This window comes from Streptomyces sp. GS7, from assembly GCF_009834125.1.
GTDB lineage: Bacteria > Actinomycetota > Actinomycetes > Streptomycetales > Streptomycetaceae > Streptomyces.
Window position 1 is genome coordinate 3,207,418 of the sequence record NZ_CP047146.1, and the last position, 14,759, is coordinate 3,222,176.

General features: G+C 73.6%; 13 protein-coding genes. 8 read left to right on the plus strand and 5 right to left on the minus strand.

Annotated elements, in window-relative coordinates; all coding sequences use genetic code 11:
* Positions 1–145: 145 nt before the first annotated feature.
* From GR130_RS13975 to GR130_RS13995, 5 genes are all read left to right on the plus strand, one after another.
* Complete coding sequence (locus GR130_RS13975; protein ID WP_159505025.1) at positions 146–991, plus strand: crotonase/enoyl-CoA hydratase family protein; 846 nt, start codon at positions 146–148, stop codon at positions 989–991.
* 24 nt (positions 992–1,015) lie between these two features.
* Positions 1,016–1,963, plus strand: coding sequence for a Zn-ribbon domain-containing OB-fold protein (locus GR130_RS13980; RefSeq protein ID WP_159505026.1), 948 nt, complete (start codon positions 1,016–1,018; stop codon positions 1,961–1,963).
* Complete coding sequence (locus GR130_RS13985) at positions 1,963–3,072, plus strand: thiolase domain-containing protein (RefSeq protein ID WP_159505027.1); 1,110 nt, start codon at positions 1,963–1,965, stop codon at positions 3,070–3,072. The genes GR130_RS13980 and GR130_RS13985 overlap by 1 nt, the downstream gene beginning before the upstream one ends.
* Positions 3,069–4,235, plus strand: coding sequence for a thiolase domain-containing protein (locus tag GR130_RS13990; RefSeq protein ID WP_159505028.1), 1,167 nt, complete (start codon positions 3,069–3,071; stop codon positions 4,233–4,235). The genes GR130_RS13985 and GR130_RS13990 overlap by 4 nt, the downstream gene beginning before the upstream one ends.
* A 98-nt stretch (positions 4,236–4,333) precedes the next feature.
* Positions 4,334–4,576, plus strand: a complete 243-nt coding sequence (locus GR130_RS13995) for a DUF397 domain-containing protein (RefSeq protein WP_159505029.1) — start codon at positions 4,334–4,336, stop codon at positions 4,574–4,576.
* An 87-nt stretch (positions 4,577–4,663) separates the two neighbouring features.
* Here the strand turns inward: GR130_RS13995 and GR130_RS14000 are convergent, their stop codons facing one another.
* The 3 genes from GR130_RS14000 to GR130_RS14010 form a co-directional block, all read right to left on the minus strand.
* Entirely contained in the window at positions 4,664–6,154 is a 1,491-nt protein-coding gene (locus GR130_RS14000; RefSeq protein ID WP_159505030.1) for a carboxylesterase/lipase family protein, read from the minus strand.
* 285 nt (positions 6,155–6,439) lie between these two features.
* Complete coding sequence (locus tag GR130_RS14005) at positions 6,440–7,171, minus strand: maleylpyruvate isomerase family mycothiol-dependent enzyme (RefSeq protein WP_159505031.1); 732 nt, start codon at positions 7,169–7,171, stop codon at positions 6,440–6,442.
* The gene (locus GR130_RS14010) at positions 7,168–7,821 is read right to left on the minus strand and encodes a pyridoxine/pyridoxamine 5'-phosphate oxidase (RefSeq protein ID WP_159505032.1); all 654 of its coding nucleotides are present in this window, start codon (positions 7,819–7,821) and stop codon (positions 7,168–7,170) included. The genes GR130_RS14005 and GR130_RS14010 overlap by 4 nt, the downstream gene beginning before the upstream one ends.
* 49 nt (positions 7,822–7,870) lie before the next feature.
* Between GR130_RS14010 and GR130_RS14015 the strand changes: the two genes are divergently transcribed.
* Together GR130_RS14015 and GR130_RS14020 are read left to right on the plus strand one after the other, a co-directional pair.
* Positions 7,871–8,494 (plus strand): CGNR zinc finger domain-containing protein, encoded by a 624-nt coding sequence (locus GR130_RS14015; RefSeq protein WP_159505033.1) that lies wholly within the window; start codon positions 7,871–7,873, stop codon positions 8,492–8,494.
* Between the two features lie 74 nt (positions 8,495–8,568).
* Positions 8,569–9,066, plus strand: coding sequence for a hypothetical protein (locus GR130_RS14020; RefSeq protein WP_043263348.1), 498 nt, complete (start codon positions 8,569–8,571; stop codon positions 9,064–9,066).
* A gap of 96 nt (positions 9,067–9,162) precedes the next feature.
* On the opposite strand, the gene GR130_RS14025 is transcribed toward GR130_RS14020, so the two are convergent.
* Both GR130_RS14025 and GR130_RS14030 read right to left on the minus strand, forming a co-directional pair.
* Positions 9,163–11,196, minus strand: a complete 2,034-nt coding sequence (locus GR130_RS14025; protein WP_159505034.1) for a peptidoglycan recognition protein family protein — start codon at positions 11,194–11,196, stop codon at positions 9,163–9,165.
* A gap of 341 nt (positions 11,197–11,537) precedes the next feature.
* Positions 11,538–12,671, minus strand: a complete 1,134-nt coding sequence (locus GR130_RS14030; RefSeq protein WP_159505035.1) for an aminoglycoside phosphotransferase family protein — start codon at positions 12,669–12,671, stop codon at positions 11,538–11,540.
* Between the two features lie 284 nt (positions 12,672–12,955).
* On the opposite strand from GR130_RS14030, the gene GR130_RS14035 reads away from it, so the two are divergent.
* Complete coding sequence (locus tag GR130_RS14035; RefSeq protein WP_159505036.1) at positions 12,956–14,476, plus strand: DNA-binding protein NsdB; 1,521 nt, start codon at positions 12,956–12,958, stop codon at positions 14,474–14,476.
* The last annotated feature ends 283 nt before the right edge of the window (positions 14,477–14,759 follow it).

The window sequence follows — 14,759 nt, forward strand, 5'->3', positions numbered from 1 at the left end:
CGGACGGCGGCCCGGCGGTCATTAGAGCGCCGCGGGGAAGAGCAGGGAAGGGCCGCGGCGAAGAAAACTGACTGTGCGTCAGAAAAGCCTTGAACTCGCCGTGCCGCTACTGCAACCTGTTCTCGTCGTGAGACGGGAGGACGCAATGGGCGGGACCGAACGACCCTCGACCACACCGCGACCGCAGCGGGCCGAGGGCACCGAACACCTCACCGTGGAGCGCGTCGGCGCGACACTGGTGCTCACCCTCAACCGGCCGGAGGCCAAGAACGCGCTCTCGCTGCCGATGCTGGTGGGCCTGTACGACGGCTGGCTGGCCGCCGACGAGGACGACGGGATCCGGTCGATCGTGCTGACCGGCGCCGGCGGCGCCTTCTGCGCCGGTATGGACCTCAAGGCGCTGGCCGGCGGCGGAATGTCCGGTGAGCGGTTCCGCGAACGGCTGCGCGCCGACCCCGATCTGCACTGGAAGGCGATGCTCCGGCACCACCGCCCGCGCAAGCCGGTCATCGCGGCCGTCGAGGGCCACTGCGTCGCCGGCGGTACCGAGATCCTCCAGGGCACCGACATCCGCGTCGCCGGCGAGAGCGCCACGTTCGGGCTCTTCGAGGTCCGGCGCGGACTGTTCCCGATCGGCGGCTCCACCGTCCGCCTCGCCCGCCAGATCCCGCGCACCCACGCCCTGGAGATGCTGCTCACCGGGCGACCGTACCCGGCGCCCGAGGCCGCCCGCATCGGCCTGATCGGCCATGTCGTGCCCGATGGCGGCGCGTTGCCGAAGGCGCTGGAGATCGCCGAGCGGATCAACGCCTGCGGCCCGCTCGCCGTCGAGGCGGTCAAGGCGTCCGTGTACGAGACCGCCGGGATGGCCGAGGCCGACGGGCTCGCCGCCGAACTCGCCCGCGGCTGGCCCGTGTTCGACACCGCCGACGCCAAGGAGGGCTCCCGCGCCTTCGCGGAGAAGCGCCCACCCGTCTTCCGGCGCGCCTGACCCCCCAGAGACCGAGGAGTCCGCATGTCAGAGGTCCTCACGGCGCCGCTCGTCGTGGAGTTCCCGTTCACCCGCTCGCTGGGCCCCGTCCAGAGCGCCTTCCTGACCGGGCTGCGTGAGCGCTGCGTGCTCGGGGTCCGGGCGACCGACGGGCGGGTGGTCGTACCGCCGGTCGAATACGACCCGGTCACCGCCGACGAGATCCGCGACCTGGTCGAGGTCGGCACCGGCGGCACGGTCACCACCTGGGCGTGGAACCCGTCCCCCCGCCGCGGCCAGCCCCTCGCCGCCCCCTTCGCCTGGGTCCTGGTCCGGCTCGACGGCGCCGACACCGCCCTGCTGCACGCCCTGGACGCCCCCGGCCCCGAGGCGGTACGCACCGGTATGCGGGTCCGCATCCGCTGGGCCGCGGAGCGCACCGGCGCGATCACCGACATCGCCTGCTTCGAACCGGCGGAGGGCGACCGGACGGTCCATCAACCCCAAGCGCACAGCGGGGAGTTCGACGACCCGCTGACCGGGATCACCACCCCGGCCCGGCTCGACTACACCTACTCGCCCGGCCGCGCCCAGTCCCGCTACCTCCAGGCCCTCGCCGACCACCGGACCATCGGCGAACGCTGCCCCTCCTGCCGCAAGGTCTACGTCCCGCCCCGCGGCGCCTGCCCCACCTGCGGCGTCGCGACCACCACCCAGGTCGAGGTCGGCCCCCGCGGCACCGTCACCACCTACTGCATCGTCAACATCAAGGCCCGCAACCTCGACATCGAGGTCCCCTACGTCTACGCCCATATCGCCCTGGACGGTGCCGACCTGGCGCTGCACGCCCGGATCGGCGGGATCCCGTACGACCAGGTCCGCATGGGGCTGCGCGTCGAACCGGTCTGGACCGACGGCTCCCGCTACCCCGACCACTACCGGCCCACCGGTGAGCCCGACGCCGACTACGACAGCTACAAGGAGCTGATCTGATGCCCGAGCCAGCGCGCGCAGCGGCGCGGGAACCGGTCCGGGGCGCGGCGCGGGACGTCGCCGTCGTCGCCTTCGCGCAGAGCGGGCACGTCCGCGACAGCGCGGCGACCTCCGAGGTCGAGATGCTGCTGCCGGTACTCCACGACGTCCTGGCGCAGACCGGACTCCGCGCCCGGGACATCGACTTCACCTGCTCCGGATCCTCCGACTACCTCGCCGGCCGGGCCTTCTCCTTCACCATGGCCCTGGACGGCGTCGGCGCCTGGCCGCCGATCTCCGAATCCCATGTCGAGATGGACGGCGCCTGGGCGCTCTACGAGGCGTGGGTGAAGATCCTCACCGGCGAGGCCGACACCGCACTGGTCTACGCGTACGGCAAGTCCTCGTCCGGCGACGTCCGCGAGGTCCTCACCCGACAGCTCGACCCGTACTATGTCGCCCCGCTGTGGCCGGACTCCGTCGCGCTCGCCGCGCTCCAGGCCCGGGCGCTGATCGACGCCGGACTGACCGACGAGCGCCGGCCGGCCGGCACGGCCGCCCGGCGCCGCGGCGGGCCGGTGCGGCCACCGGGCGAGTACGTGGTCGCGCCGCTGCGCACCGGCGACTGCCCGCCCGTCGTCGACGGCGCCGCGGCCGTCGTCCTCGCCGCCGGGGACACCGCCCGCCGGCTCACCGACCGCCCCGCCTGGATCCGCGGCCTGGACCACCGCATCGAGGCCCACAGCCTGGGCGTCCGCGACCTCACCGACTCCCCGTCCACCCGGCTCGCCGCGGAGCGCGCCGGCGCCTTCGAACGCCCCGTGGACACGGCCGAGTTGCACGCCCCGTTCGCCTCTCAGGAGGTCGTCCTGCGCCGCGCACTGAAGCTCGACGGGCCGCGGGGCGCGCACGTCCGCATCAACCCGTCCGGCGGCGCGCTCGCCGCCAACCCCGTCATGGCCGCCGGCCTGATCCGGATCGGCGAGGCCGCCGCCCGTATCCGGCGCGGCGAGTCGGACCGCGCCCTGGCACACGCCACCTCGGGCCCGTGCCTCCAGCAGAACCTGGTCGCCGTCCTCGAAGGGGACCCGCGGCCGGGCACCGGCGGACAACCCGAGGAGGGGCAGTGAGCAAGGAGCCCGTGGCCGTCGTCGGCATCGGCCAGACCAAGCACGTCGCCGCCCGCCGCGACGTCTCCCTCGCCGGCCTGGTGCGCGAGGCCGCCCAACGCGCCCTGGACGACGCGGCGTTGCACTGGGCGGACATCGACGCCGTGGTCATCGGCAAGGCCCCCGACTTCTTCGAGGGGGTGATGATGCCGGAGCTCTACCTCGCCGACGCGCTCGGCGCCGTCGGCAAGCCGATGCTGCGGGTGCACACCGCCGGCTCCGTCGGCGGCTCCACCGCCCTGGTCGCGGCCAACCTCGTCGCCGCCCGGGTGCACCGCACGGTCCTCACCCTCGCCTTCGAGAAGCAGTCCGAGTCCAACGCCATGTGGGGCCTGTCCCTCCCCGTCCCCTTCCAGCAGCCGCTGCTGGCCGGCGCCGGCGGATTCTTCGCCCCGCACGTCCGCGCGTACATGCGGCGCACCGGCGCCCCCGACACCGTCGGCTCCCTCGTCGCGTACAAGGACCGCCGCAACGCCCTCAAGAACCCCTACGCCCACCTCCACGAGCACGGCCTCACGCTGGAGAAGGTCCAGTCCTCGCCGATGCTCTGGGACCCGATCCGCTACTCCGAGACCTGCCCGTCCTCCGACGGCGCCTGCGCGATGATCCTCACCGACCACACCGGCGCCGCCGGCTCCCCGCGCCCGCCGGCCTGGGTGCACGGCGGGGCGATGCGCAGCGAACCCACCCTCTTCGCCGGCAAGGACTTCGTCTCCCCTCAGGCCGGCAAGGACTGCGCCGCCGACGTCTACCGCCAGGCCGGCATCACCGACCCGCGCCGCCAGATCGACGCCGTCGAGATGTACGTCCCGTTCTCCTGGTACGAGCCGATGTGGCTGGAGAACCTCGGCTTCGCCCAGGAGGGCGAGGGCTGGAAGCTCACCGAGGCCGGCGTCACCGAACTCGACGGCGACCTCCCCGTCAACCCCTCCGGCGGCGTCCTGTCCACCAACCCCATCGGCGCCTCCGGCATGATCCGCTTCGCGGAGGCCGCCCTCCAGGTGCGCGGCCAGGCCGGTGAGCACCAAGTGGACGGCGCCCGCCGGGCGTTGGGACACGCCTACGGGGGCGGTTCCCAGTTCTTCGCCATGTGGCTGGTGGGCGCCGAACCGCCCGCCCGCTGACGTCCGACCGCGCCCGCGGACCGCCGCCCGACGTCCCCTGTCGGTCCCCGGGCGCAGTCGTTACGCTGGCCCGGACGACGACCGGGAGGAGCGGTTACGTGGCCGACAGCATCACCGAGCAGCGGCTCGCGGGCGGGCCCAGGCCCGAACTCGACCTGACGCACGCCGAATGGCAGTCGAGCAGCCAAGGGGTGGGCGGCGATGTCCAGGTCGCGTTCATCGAGGGGTACATCGCCATGCGCAACGGCCGCAGTCCGGAGATACCGGCCCTCATCTTCACCCCCGCCGAATGGCGGGGCTTCGTCCTCGGCGCCCGCGAGGGCGAGTTCGACCTGACCTAGGGCGCGGGCGAGCGCGGGACGGCGGCGTCGCCGCGTCGCGCTTCGGACACCTCGACGGGCACGTCTCCCCCCCCGCCGCGCTCACTGCTACGCCGGAGCGAAGGGTGCGAGCGCGTAACCGTCCCAGATGCGGCGGGAGGCGTCTTCGGGGTAGGGCGCGGTCGTGGGTTCGGCGTCCAGGACGCGGGTGAGGTGCCGGTCCGGGGTGTAGGCGGACCACCCGGCGTCCCCGGTGGTGGCGAAACGCACCCACGCCTGGTGCAGTTCCCGCGATACCGCGAGTGCCCCGGGGGTGGGCGGGTCGCCGACGAGATCCCTGCCGGTGGGGCTGTCCAGCGTGCCGAAGGCCAGGGGGACGTCGAGGCCGTGGCAGGCGCCCAGGGCGCCTCCGACGGCCGGGGACGGCAGCCGCAGTTCGAAGAGGAACGAGGTGCCGCCGGCCGCGGCGTTCGTCTGGGCCAGGTGCAGTGACGGCATGCGGAAGAGGGCGTCCGCGTAGACCGTTTCCAGCAGTTCCCCGGGGGTGGCCCGCGGGTGGGCGGCGCGGTAGGCGGCCGGACCGTCCGGCGCCGGGGCGAAGAGAGCCAGGGCGGTTGCGGCCTCCTCCTCGGTGAACCCCTTCGCCCGTCCGCTCATCACGCTGAACAGCCGGAACTCGTCGCGGGTATGGCCCACGAGGAGCTCGATTCCGCCGGCTCGGCCACCGGCCGGCGGCTGCCAGGGCGATACGGCGAGGACCTCGCCGTCGACGACGGGATGGACGGCGACACCGGTGCGGGAGATCGGTCCCCAACTCTCCAGATACCGGGGGAGTTCGGTGCCGAGCGAGGTCAGTTCCGCGGCCAGACGCCGGGGGGAGACACCGGAGAGGGCCCGTGCGGTGGGCGCCGTGCCGAGCCGGCCCGCCAGCGCGGCGGTGACCTGCTCCGCCAGTGCCGGCGTGCAGTGGCCGCCCGGCACGGAGTGGGCGATGGCGCGTCGGAACAGGCCGCGCACCGGCTTCATCGTCAGCAGGGCGGCGACGGATCCCGCCCCGGCGGACTGCCCGGCCACAGTGACCTGGTCGGGGTCCCCGCCGAACGCGGCGATGTTCCGCCGTACCCAGTGCAGCGCCGCGATCTGGTCGAGGAACCCGCGGTTGGCCGGGGCGCCGTCGAGGAAGGCGAAACCCTCGGCGCCCAACCGGTAGTTGACGCTCACCACGACGAGCCCCGCCGCGGCCAGCGCCGCGGGGTCGTACATCGGGTCGCTCGACGTCCCCGCGATATAGGCGCCCCCGTGGATCCACACCAGCACCGGCAGCCCCGCCGCTCCCGGGTCCGGCGTGCAGACGTTGAGCGTCAGCCAGTCCGTGCCCTCTTCCGTGCTCGCCCGAACCGGCCCGGACTGCGGTGCCGCCGGCCCGAACTCCGCCGCCTCCCGCGTCCCGTCCCAGCGCGGCACCGGCACGGGTGCGGCGAACCGCAGCGCTCCCACCGGCGGTGCGGCGTACGGGATGCCGCGGAACACCGCGTGCCCCTGCCGGCGACGCCCGCGTAGCGCGCCTTCCGCGGTACGTACTGTCGGCTGCTCGGACATGCAACTCCCTTCCTCCGTGGGCCTCCAGGGTTATCGGCCATCTGTATTATGTCAAGTGTATGGAGAAGGGCTGGAGGGGCGGCGAGGGGGAAACGGGTGGGGCACGCGAACGAGCCCCACCCCGCCCCCGCCCCCGCCCCCGCCCCCGTCGACCGGCACCGGGACCGGTCCCAAGACCGCTACGTGGACCGGACGTTCGACGGAGGCGAGGGGCGCGCGGGGCCCCTTGTGGGGGGGGAACTCGCTTCCTTCCGGCGGTGGTTGAGGCCCCGCCGGACCGGCGCCTCAGGGCCAGTCGCGCAGTGCGGGAAGGGGGGAGCCGGTTCCCGCGCGGGTGCAGTGGAGCGGGCCGCGCGGGGCCCGGCCGGCCAGCCAGGCGGCGAGGTCGGTGAGGGTGCCGCGCACGGTCACCGTGGGCGCGTCCGCCGGTCCGCACGGTGGGCGCGGCGCCGCGTCGGCGGTCGCTTCGAGGGTGAGGCGGATGCCCTTCGGGGCGCGGGGGGCCAGGTGGTCCAGGAGGTGGTGGCACAGGGCCGGGGGCCAGTCCGCGGGACTGTCGCCGAGGAGCGCGTCGGCCGTATGGATCGTCAACTCCCGCCACCAGCACAGCAGTGCGCCGCGCAGGTCGCCGTCGCGGTACCCGACCGGCCGTGACCAGTCCGCGGGGCCGACCGCGGCCCAGGCCGCGGACGCCTCGGCGAGGGTGTCGGTCACGGCCTGGCGGAGTGCCGCCGCGTCGCGCCGGGAGCCCTCCTCGATGGCGGCGGTCCGGGCCGGGAAGCCGCCGTCGTAAGCGACGATCAGCTCTCCGCGCAGCGCGTAGCGGGCCTGGCGGGCCATGGCGCGGCCGATGCCCTCGATGTGGGAGAGCACATGGGCGCGGGACCAGCCGGGCAGTGCGGCGGGCTCGCGGGCGGCGGTGTCGGTGAGGGCCGGGAGCAGGGCGCGGAGCCGCGCGTGTCCGGCCTCGACCTCGTCGCGTACCGCCTCGGCGGTCGTCGGGGTGGGCGTCGTCATGGCCACAGGAGTCCCTTCTGCCACGTCGCGCCGGTCCGGCGGTACAGGAGCCGGGTGTGGTTGCGCTCCTTGTCGCCCTGCCAGAACTCCACCGACTCCGCCCGGACGGTGTGCAGCGTCCACTGCGGCGGCACCAGGTCGGGGTCCCGGGCGAGGCGGGCGGCGGAGGCGGACACCTCGGCGTCCCGCTCGGCGGGGCCGGTCAGCGGGGTGCTCTGCCGGCCGATCAGTGCCTCGGCGCGCGCCCCGGCGCCCCGGGCGCGGAAGTCGGCGGCGGACCGCTCCGCGCTCTCCCGCACCACCGGCCCCCGTACGCGCACTTGGCGGGCAAGCGGCTGCCAGTAGAAGGTCAGCGCGGCATACGGGCGGGCGGTCAGCTCGCGGCCCTTGGTGCTGTCGTCGTGCGCGGCGAACCGCCAGCCGTCCGTGTCGAGGTCCTTGAGGATCAGGGTGCGGGCGGACGGGTTGCCGTCGGCGCCGGCGGTGGAGACCGTCATCGCGTGGGGTTCGGGGATCTGCGCCCGGATGGCGCCGAGGAGCCAGGCGGTGAACAGGTCCACGGGGTCGTCGGGCGTGTCCGCCGGGTCGAAGGCAGGCGGATCGCCTCCGAACACCGGGAGATCGCGGAGCAGTTGACGCAGGTCGGCCATGTATCCCCCTCAGGTATTAATGGTTGATCGAGAAGCTACCATTAGCTCCATGGATGCAACACGGCTCGCCCTGGATCTCGCGGTCACCATCCGCCACGACGGGCACGGCGGCGTCGCCGACGATCTGACCGACACCGCGGGACTCGCGGCATGGGTGGCGGAACGTGCCGCCCTCCTGGACGGCTGCCAGGACCTGGGCACCCCGGACGCGTCGCTGCTCGCCGCCGTCCGGGAGCTGCGGGCCGCCGTCCGGTCGCTGTTCGCCCGCGCCGTCCGCCCCGGACCGCCCAGCTCCGCCGACGCCCACCGGCTGCTCCGCGAGGACGAGGCGATCCGCCGGCTGAACGCCGCCGCGGCCCGGGTCCCGACCGCCCCCCGGCTCAGCTGGGAGCCGGGAGCACCGCCCGCACTGCGCGACCTCCCGGCCGGCACCCCGCCGACCGCCGACCGGCTCACCGCCGCGCTCGCCCGCGCCGCCATCGCCTTCCTCCACGGCCCGGACCGCGAACGGCTGCGCGCCTGCCTGGCCCCGCGCTGTGTGCGCTACTTCGTCAAGGACCACCCCCGCCAGGAGTGGTGCACGCCCTCCTGCGGCAACCGCGCCCGGGTCGCCCGGCACCACGAACGGCACCGCGAGCAACACGGCGGCGCGCCCGGGAATCCGACCGGCTGACGGTGCCGCGCCCGTTGACGCGTCACGGCCGACGTCCGCGCGGCGACCGGGGCCGGGCCACGTACGATGGCGGCATGTCCTTCCTCCGCCGCCGTAGCGCCACGCCCGCCGGTCCAGACTTCGACGTACTCGCCATGGACCCCGGGGACTGGCCCGGCAATCTCGGGGCCGGGCTGCTGCCCGCGCCCGACGGGAGCTGCCAGGGCGTCTTCCTCCGCTACGACCTGTTCGGCGGGCGCGGCCCCGCGATGATCATCGGCAATCTGCCGGAGGGCTCACCGGCCCGCGAGCTGGAGGAGGGCCAGGTGCCCTTCGAGGTGGCCCAGCTGCTCGCGGCGCTCGGCAACGACGAGCCGGTGACGGTCGTCGAGAGCGAGGACACCCCCGTGATGCACGAGGACAACCTCCTCATCGTCAAGCGCATCAAGTGCTCCGAGAGCCGCATCTCCTGCGCGCAGTTCGACCGCAGTGACGGCGTGCTGGTCACCATCGCCAGCTGGGACCGCCCGATCACCGACGACCTCTACGCGCTGCTCAAGCCGCTGCCCGCGGAGCTCTTCCAGCAGGGCTGACCCGGAGCGGACATACCGCGGGCGGCGTCGCGCCCGGTGGACGGCCCCTGCCGACCACCGGGCGCGACGCGCTCTTCAGGTGCGCACCCCGATCGTCTAGGGCCCCGACGCCGGTGCCTCCGAGGACCTGACGTCGACATCGGCGGCCCGCACATACCCCACCCGGTGGCCGAGCTGGATCTCGTAGTACACGTCCCGGCCGCGGACGACCGCATGCTGGGCGAGGTCGTAGGTCGGCGAGTAGAAGTAGTCGCTCCGCACCCGCCCGCCGACCGCGTACGCCTGACCGGCGAGGAGCTTGTACGGCAGCGGGGAGACCGCCTGCACCGGCACCTTCGACGGGTAGGCGGCGGTCTCCGGGTACGCCCGTCCGTAGACCGGGATCTCCGCCCGGCCGGCCTTCGGGGTGGCGACCGGGCCCTTGGCGTCCACGGCCGTCGGCATGCCGAGCGGATTGCGGAACCACGCCTTCTGCCCGAGGTACCAGATCGCCGTCCAGTCGCCGGATCGGCCGGCCACCGCGAACCGCTGGCCCGTCGTTGCCCGCGCCCCCGTGTCGTTGACCCCGGTCGTCGTGGCGGAGCCGTCCGGATGCAGTCCGATGTCCCGGATCAGCGGGGCGTCGTCGCTCGGCGCGGTGTGCAGCCGGACGGCCGTGGAGCCGTGGACCGGGCACTGCCGCCCGTCCTTCTCGCAGCCCGTGTAGACCGGCCGGTTCAGCTGGTAGAGAGGCCGGATGGTCACCAGGCCGCCGCGCGGGCCCGCGGTGGGGAGGAACGGCCGGCCCAGCAGGGTGAAGTAGTGCGCCCAGTCCCAGTACGGCCCCGGGTCGGTGTGCATCCCGGGGATCGTGGACGTCGTGGTGCCGGGGACGTTGTCATGGCCCAGGATGTGCTGCCGGTCCAGCGGGATGCCGTACTTGTGGGCCAGGTACGTCACCAGGCGGGCCGACGTCAGGTACATCGCCTCGGTGTACCAGGCGTCCGGCGCCGCGAGGAAGCCCTCGTGCTCGATGCCGATCGAGTGCGAGTTCACGAACCAGTTGCCCGCGTGCCAGGCGACGTCCTTGGTCGGCACGTGCTGCGCGATCAGTCCGTCCGAGGAGCGGACGGTGTAGTGCCAGGAGACGTACTTGGGGTCCTTGATCAGCCGAAGGCTGGTCTCCCAGGAACCCTCGGTGTCATGGATGACGATGGTGTCGATCCGCTGGTCCTTGGGGCGGTTCGCCAGGTCGTGGTTGCCGTAGTTGGTCTTGTCGTACACCTCGTACGGAGCCGGCCAGGACTCGCACGCGACGGACCAGGGGCACTCCAGCTCACCGGCGGAGCCGTGGCCGGCGGCCCGCCGCGCGGAGCCGGCGGACGCGCCGATACGTTTCGCCTGGGAGGGGTCGGGGGTGAGCGCCGGTGCGGCGGCCAGGGTGACCCGCTGCCCGGCGTCGGTGGTCCGCGACTGCCCCCGGCGCATCACCGCGTACACGTCGTTCGCGAAGGCGGCGCCGCCGCGTGCGCTGTCCTCGCCGCCGTAGCGCGCCACCGCCGCGTACCACTTCGCCGGGTCGCTGCTGGCCGGCAGCCCCAGCCCGCGCTGCGCCGCGGCCAGCAGCGCGGCGCCGCCCATCACGTTCGCCGCGGAGTCGGTGCGCAGCGTCGCCGCCGGCAGCCCGGTCAGTCGCGCGGCCTGCGGCAACGTCCGTAGTCGGGCCGGGACTTGGGCGGGCAGCACCGCCCGGCGCCGCTGCGTGGCCGGTACCGTACGGCGGGTCCGGGCGGTGTCGCCGCGGGCGTCCTCGCCGTCCGCGCTGAACTCCGGCTGCCCCGCCACGGCCGCACGGGCGTCGGTCAGGTGCATCGGGCCGTAGCCCCCGGAGACGCTGGGCGCGCCGCCGTGGCCGTCCCAGCGGGACTCCAGGTACGAGACGCCCATCAGCACACTGCGTGGCACATGGAAGCGCGCGGCGGCCTCGCCGAAGGCATGCTGGAGGGTGTCCGAACGGGGCTGCCGGGCCTGCGCGGACGGGGCCGCCGAGACCAGCGGCAGCAGCAGTACCGCGGCGGCGACGGCGGTGGCGGACCTGCGCAGGGCGGGACGGTGGGGTCTGGTGTCGTCTTCCGGGGCGGATCCTCGCAAAACAGCCTCCTCAAGCCGGCCCGAGCCGGGGCGGTGTGACGGTGTGCCAGGACCCGGTCCGGCCTGCGCCGTCGGCCGGGTCCTACGGCCGTGCGGGAGAAACCGAGACTAAAGCCCTCGGTCGGCTGAGAGCCAGAGGCTTGCCGACGTTCCGTCAACTACCTGATCCGGTCAGGATGTCGCCTGTCAGGGCATCACCGGAGGAGCTTTCCCGGAGCGGGCCCCGGGCCTGCGGGGCGTCGGTGGAATGGACCAATACAGGGGTGAGCGGCGCGCCCCCGAGGGGCTGCGCCGCTCACCATTCCCCTTCGGGGGTGCCGCCTCGCCGGCACCCCCGGCGGTCAGCGAGTGCCGACCGCCGCCCGTACCGCACGGCGTGCCATCTGGCAGTCGTCGTGCAGTCGGCGCAGGAGCAGCCGCTGCTCCTCGCCCGCCGCGGGCACCCCGGGCTGTCCCGGACCCGGTGTCCCGGTCGGCGTGGGCTCGCGCATGGTGCGCTGGACCGCGGTCTCGTAGCGACGGATCTCGCGGGTCAGCACCAGCATCAGATTCACCAGGAAGGCGTCCCGCGAGGCGGTGCCCGCGGACTGGGCGAGCTGGCTGATGTGCCGGCGGGCCACCGGCGCGTCGCCGAGCACCGACCACAGGGTGGCGAGGTCGTAGCCCGGCAGGTACCAGCCCGCGTTGTCCCAGTCGAGCAGCACCGGGCCCGCGGGGGACAGCAGGACGTTGTTCAGCAGTGCGTCGCCGTGGCAGAACTGGCCCTGGGTGTGCGAGAGGCCGTGCAGCAGCTTCTGGAGATCACCCAGATCGCGGTCGGTGAGCAGCCCCAGGTCGTGGTAGCGCCCGATCCGGCCCGCGTAGTCCAGGGGGGCGTCGAACAGCCCGGCGGGCGGACGCCAGGCGTTGACCCGGCAGATCGCCCCGAGCGCGGCCCGCACATCGGCCCGCGGCGGCGCCTCGGAGGGGTGCCGGGTCAGGGCCGCCACCCGGCCCGGCATGCGCTCCACCACCAGCGTGCAGTTGTCGGGATCGGCCGCCACCAGACGCGGCACCCGGACCGGTGGACGGTGCCGGACGAACGCCCGGTACGCGCTTATTTCCTGCCGGAAGCTCTCGACCCACGCGGGCGAATGGTCCAGTAAACACTTGGCGACCGCGCTCGTCCGACCGGTCGTGCCCACCAGGAGCACGGACTTTCCACTGCGGCGCAGCACCTGGACCGGATTGAACTCCGGACAGATGCGGTGCACCGAGGCTACGGCGGCGCGCAGCTGGGCGCCCTGGGGGCCGGACAAGTCGAGTCTCCCGCTGAGCGGTTGGGTGCCCATCCCCTGTGCCCGCCGGTTCCGGCCGCCGGGGAGACCGGTCACCGCCCCCGCGGAAGGGGAGGGATCGAGATACGGCCCGCTGCCGGCAGGATGCGGGCGGTACGTCCGGGTGGGGGCGGTCACGGCGGACGATGCTGCATACATGGGTGAGACAGATCCCTTCGTGCGCCGACGAGTTGCGTGCGCTCCCGGCCCGGTGGGGGAACCCGTGAACGGGCCCCGTGCAGAAGGCCGATCCAGGGTCCCTGTGAAGGGCGCGCACCCTGGGGAATGCGGTCCCGCCACCGGGCCGGGGGCTGCACACCTACCGAACACGTGGCTATGGGTGGCAGACCATCTGGCGCACCCTGGCGAACCCTGGCGAATGGTCGCACCGCATGTCACCGGCCCGTTACTGTCAACTCAGTCGAGGAACCTGGGGGCTTGACGTGAACAGGGAGCCGAACACCCGTCTCGCGGATCTTTTCGGCCTGGCCGGCTGGTCCAAAGGAGAGCTGGCGAGGCTGGTCAACCGGCAGGCGGCGGCCATGGGCCATCCGCAGCTGGCAACCGACACCTCGCGGGTACGGCGCTGGATCGACATGGGGGAGACGCCCCGGGATCCGGTGCCCAAGGTCCTGGCTTCCCTCTTCACCGAGCGCCTCGGCCGTGTCGTAACCATCGAGGACCTCGGGTTCGCCAGAACCGGTCGCTCGGGGAAGCGGCAGGCCATGGACGGTCTGCCGTGGGCTCCCGAACGGACCGCCGCGGTCCTCACGGAATTCACGGGAATGGACCTCATGCTCAATCGACGCGGCTTGGTGGGTGCGGGCGCTGCGCTCGCCGCGGGCTCCGCACTCACCGGCGCCATGCACGACTGGCTGCACACCGACCCGGCCTCTACCGCCCTGCGCCACGACGATCCGCTCGCCCACTCCTCCCTGCACGAACTCGACCAGATCGGCCTCGACCGCTACGAGGCGGCCCCCGTGGGGTCGCAGGAGATCGACGCGCTGGAGCGCTCGGTCGAAGTCTTCCGCGCCTGGGACGCGGCCCGCGGGGGCGGGCTGCAGCGCAAGGCCGTGGTGGGCCAGCTCAACGAGGTCGGCGGCATGCTCGCCTACCGCCACCCCGACCACCTCCAGCGCAGGCTCTGGGGCGTCGCGGCCAACCTCGCCGTACTGGCCGGCTGGATGTCCCACGACGTCGGCCTGGAACCCACCGCCCAGAAGTACTTCATCATCGCCGCCCATGCGGCCCGCGAGGGCGGCGACCGCCCGCGGGCCGGCGAGGCGCTCTCCCGGGCCGCGCGCCAGATGGTCCACCTGGGCCGTCCGGACGACGCCCTCGACCTGATGAAGCTGGCCCAGTCCGGATCGGGTGGCGAGATCCTCCCGCGGACCCGCGCCATGCTGCACACCATCGAGGCGTGGGCCCAGGCGTCGAAGGGGCACGGCCAGGCGATGCGCCGCACGCTCGGCGAGGCGGAGGAGCTGTTCGTCTCGGACAAGGGCGATGTGCCGCCGCCGTGCTGGATGCAGATGTTCGACGAGGCGGACCTCCACGGCATGCAGGCGCTGGCGTTCCGTACGCTCGCCGAGCACGACCCGTCGGCCGCCAAGATCGCCCAGAGCCATGCCAGGAAGGCCCTCCAGTTGCGGGAGCAGGGCCGTCAGCGGTCGCAGATCTTCGACTACATCTCGATGGCCTCGGCCTGCTTCATCGGCGACGACCCCGAACAGGCCGACCGCTACGCCCGGCTGGCGCTGGTCTCCATCGGCGAGAACTCCTCGCACCGCACCTGGGACCGGCTCCGCGAGATGTTCCGGCTCACCGGCCAGTACGCCAACTTCGGCAAGATCCAGGATCTGCGCGAGGAGATCCAGCAGGTCCTGCCGAAGGCGAAGCCACGGCCCAAGGGAGCGGCGCTGGGGCCGGGAATCGGGACGGGACCGAACTTCTCCGTCTGAGCAGCACCCGCGCTACGGGCGTGGCGCCGAGCCCCGCCGCGCGGTTCCTCCCGGCCGCTCCGGCACACCGTGCGACCGCGTGGGCGTCAACGTGTGCCACGATCCGCGTTCGCCACGATTCGCATCCGCCGTCAACAACCGATCAACAACAACCCATCAGCAACCATGCTCGACCGATCGTCACCCCTTCCCGACCGGCCTCGACCGACCCCAACGGATCGATGCCAGCGGGAATATGACGAGCCGTCAACCCACTCCGAACTCCTCACCGACCCCGACCCCC

What these genes read in the sequence shown, in the direction of transcription:
- GR130_RS14020 (WP_043263348.1), top strand. Translation starts at nt 8,569, where the DNA reads ATGTCCTTCCTCCGCCGCCGTAGCGCCACGCCCGCCGGTCCAGACTTC.
- GR130_RS14030 (WP_159505035.1), bottom strand. Translation starts at nt 12,671, where the DNA reads ATGTATGCAGCATCGTCCGCCGTGACCGCCCCCACCCGGACGTACCGC.
- GR130_RS14010 (WP_159505032.1), bottom strand. Translation starts at nt 7,821, where the DNA reads ATGGCCGACCTGCGTCAACTGCTCCGCGATCTCCCGGTGTTCGGAGGC.
- GR130_RS13985 (WP_159505027.1), top strand. Translation starts at nt 1,963, where the DNA reads ATGCCCGAGCCAGCGCGCGCAGCGGCGCGGGAACCGGTCCGGGGCGCG.
- GR130_RS14015 (WP_159505033.1), top strand. Translation starts at nt 7,871, where the DNA reads ATGGATGCAACACGGCTCGCCCTGGATCTCGCGGTCACCATCCGCCAC.
- GR130_RS13980 (WP_159505026.1), top strand. Translation starts at nt 1,016, where the DNA reads ATGTCAGAGGTCCTCACGGCGCCGCTCGTCGTGGAGTTCCCGTTCACC.
- GR130_RS14000 (WP_159505030.1), bottom strand. Translation starts at nt 6,154, where the DNA reads ATGTCCGAGCAGCCGACAGTACGTACCGCGGAAGGCGCGCTACGCGGG.
- GR130_RS14005 (WP_159505031.1), bottom strand. Translation starts at nt 7,171, where the DNA reads ATGACGACGCCCACCCCGACGACCGCCGAGGCGGTACGCGACGAGGTC.
- GR130_RS13975 (WP_159505025.1), top strand. Translation starts at nt 146, where the DNA reads ATGGGCGGGACCGAACGACCCTCGACCACACCGCGACCGCAGCGGGCC.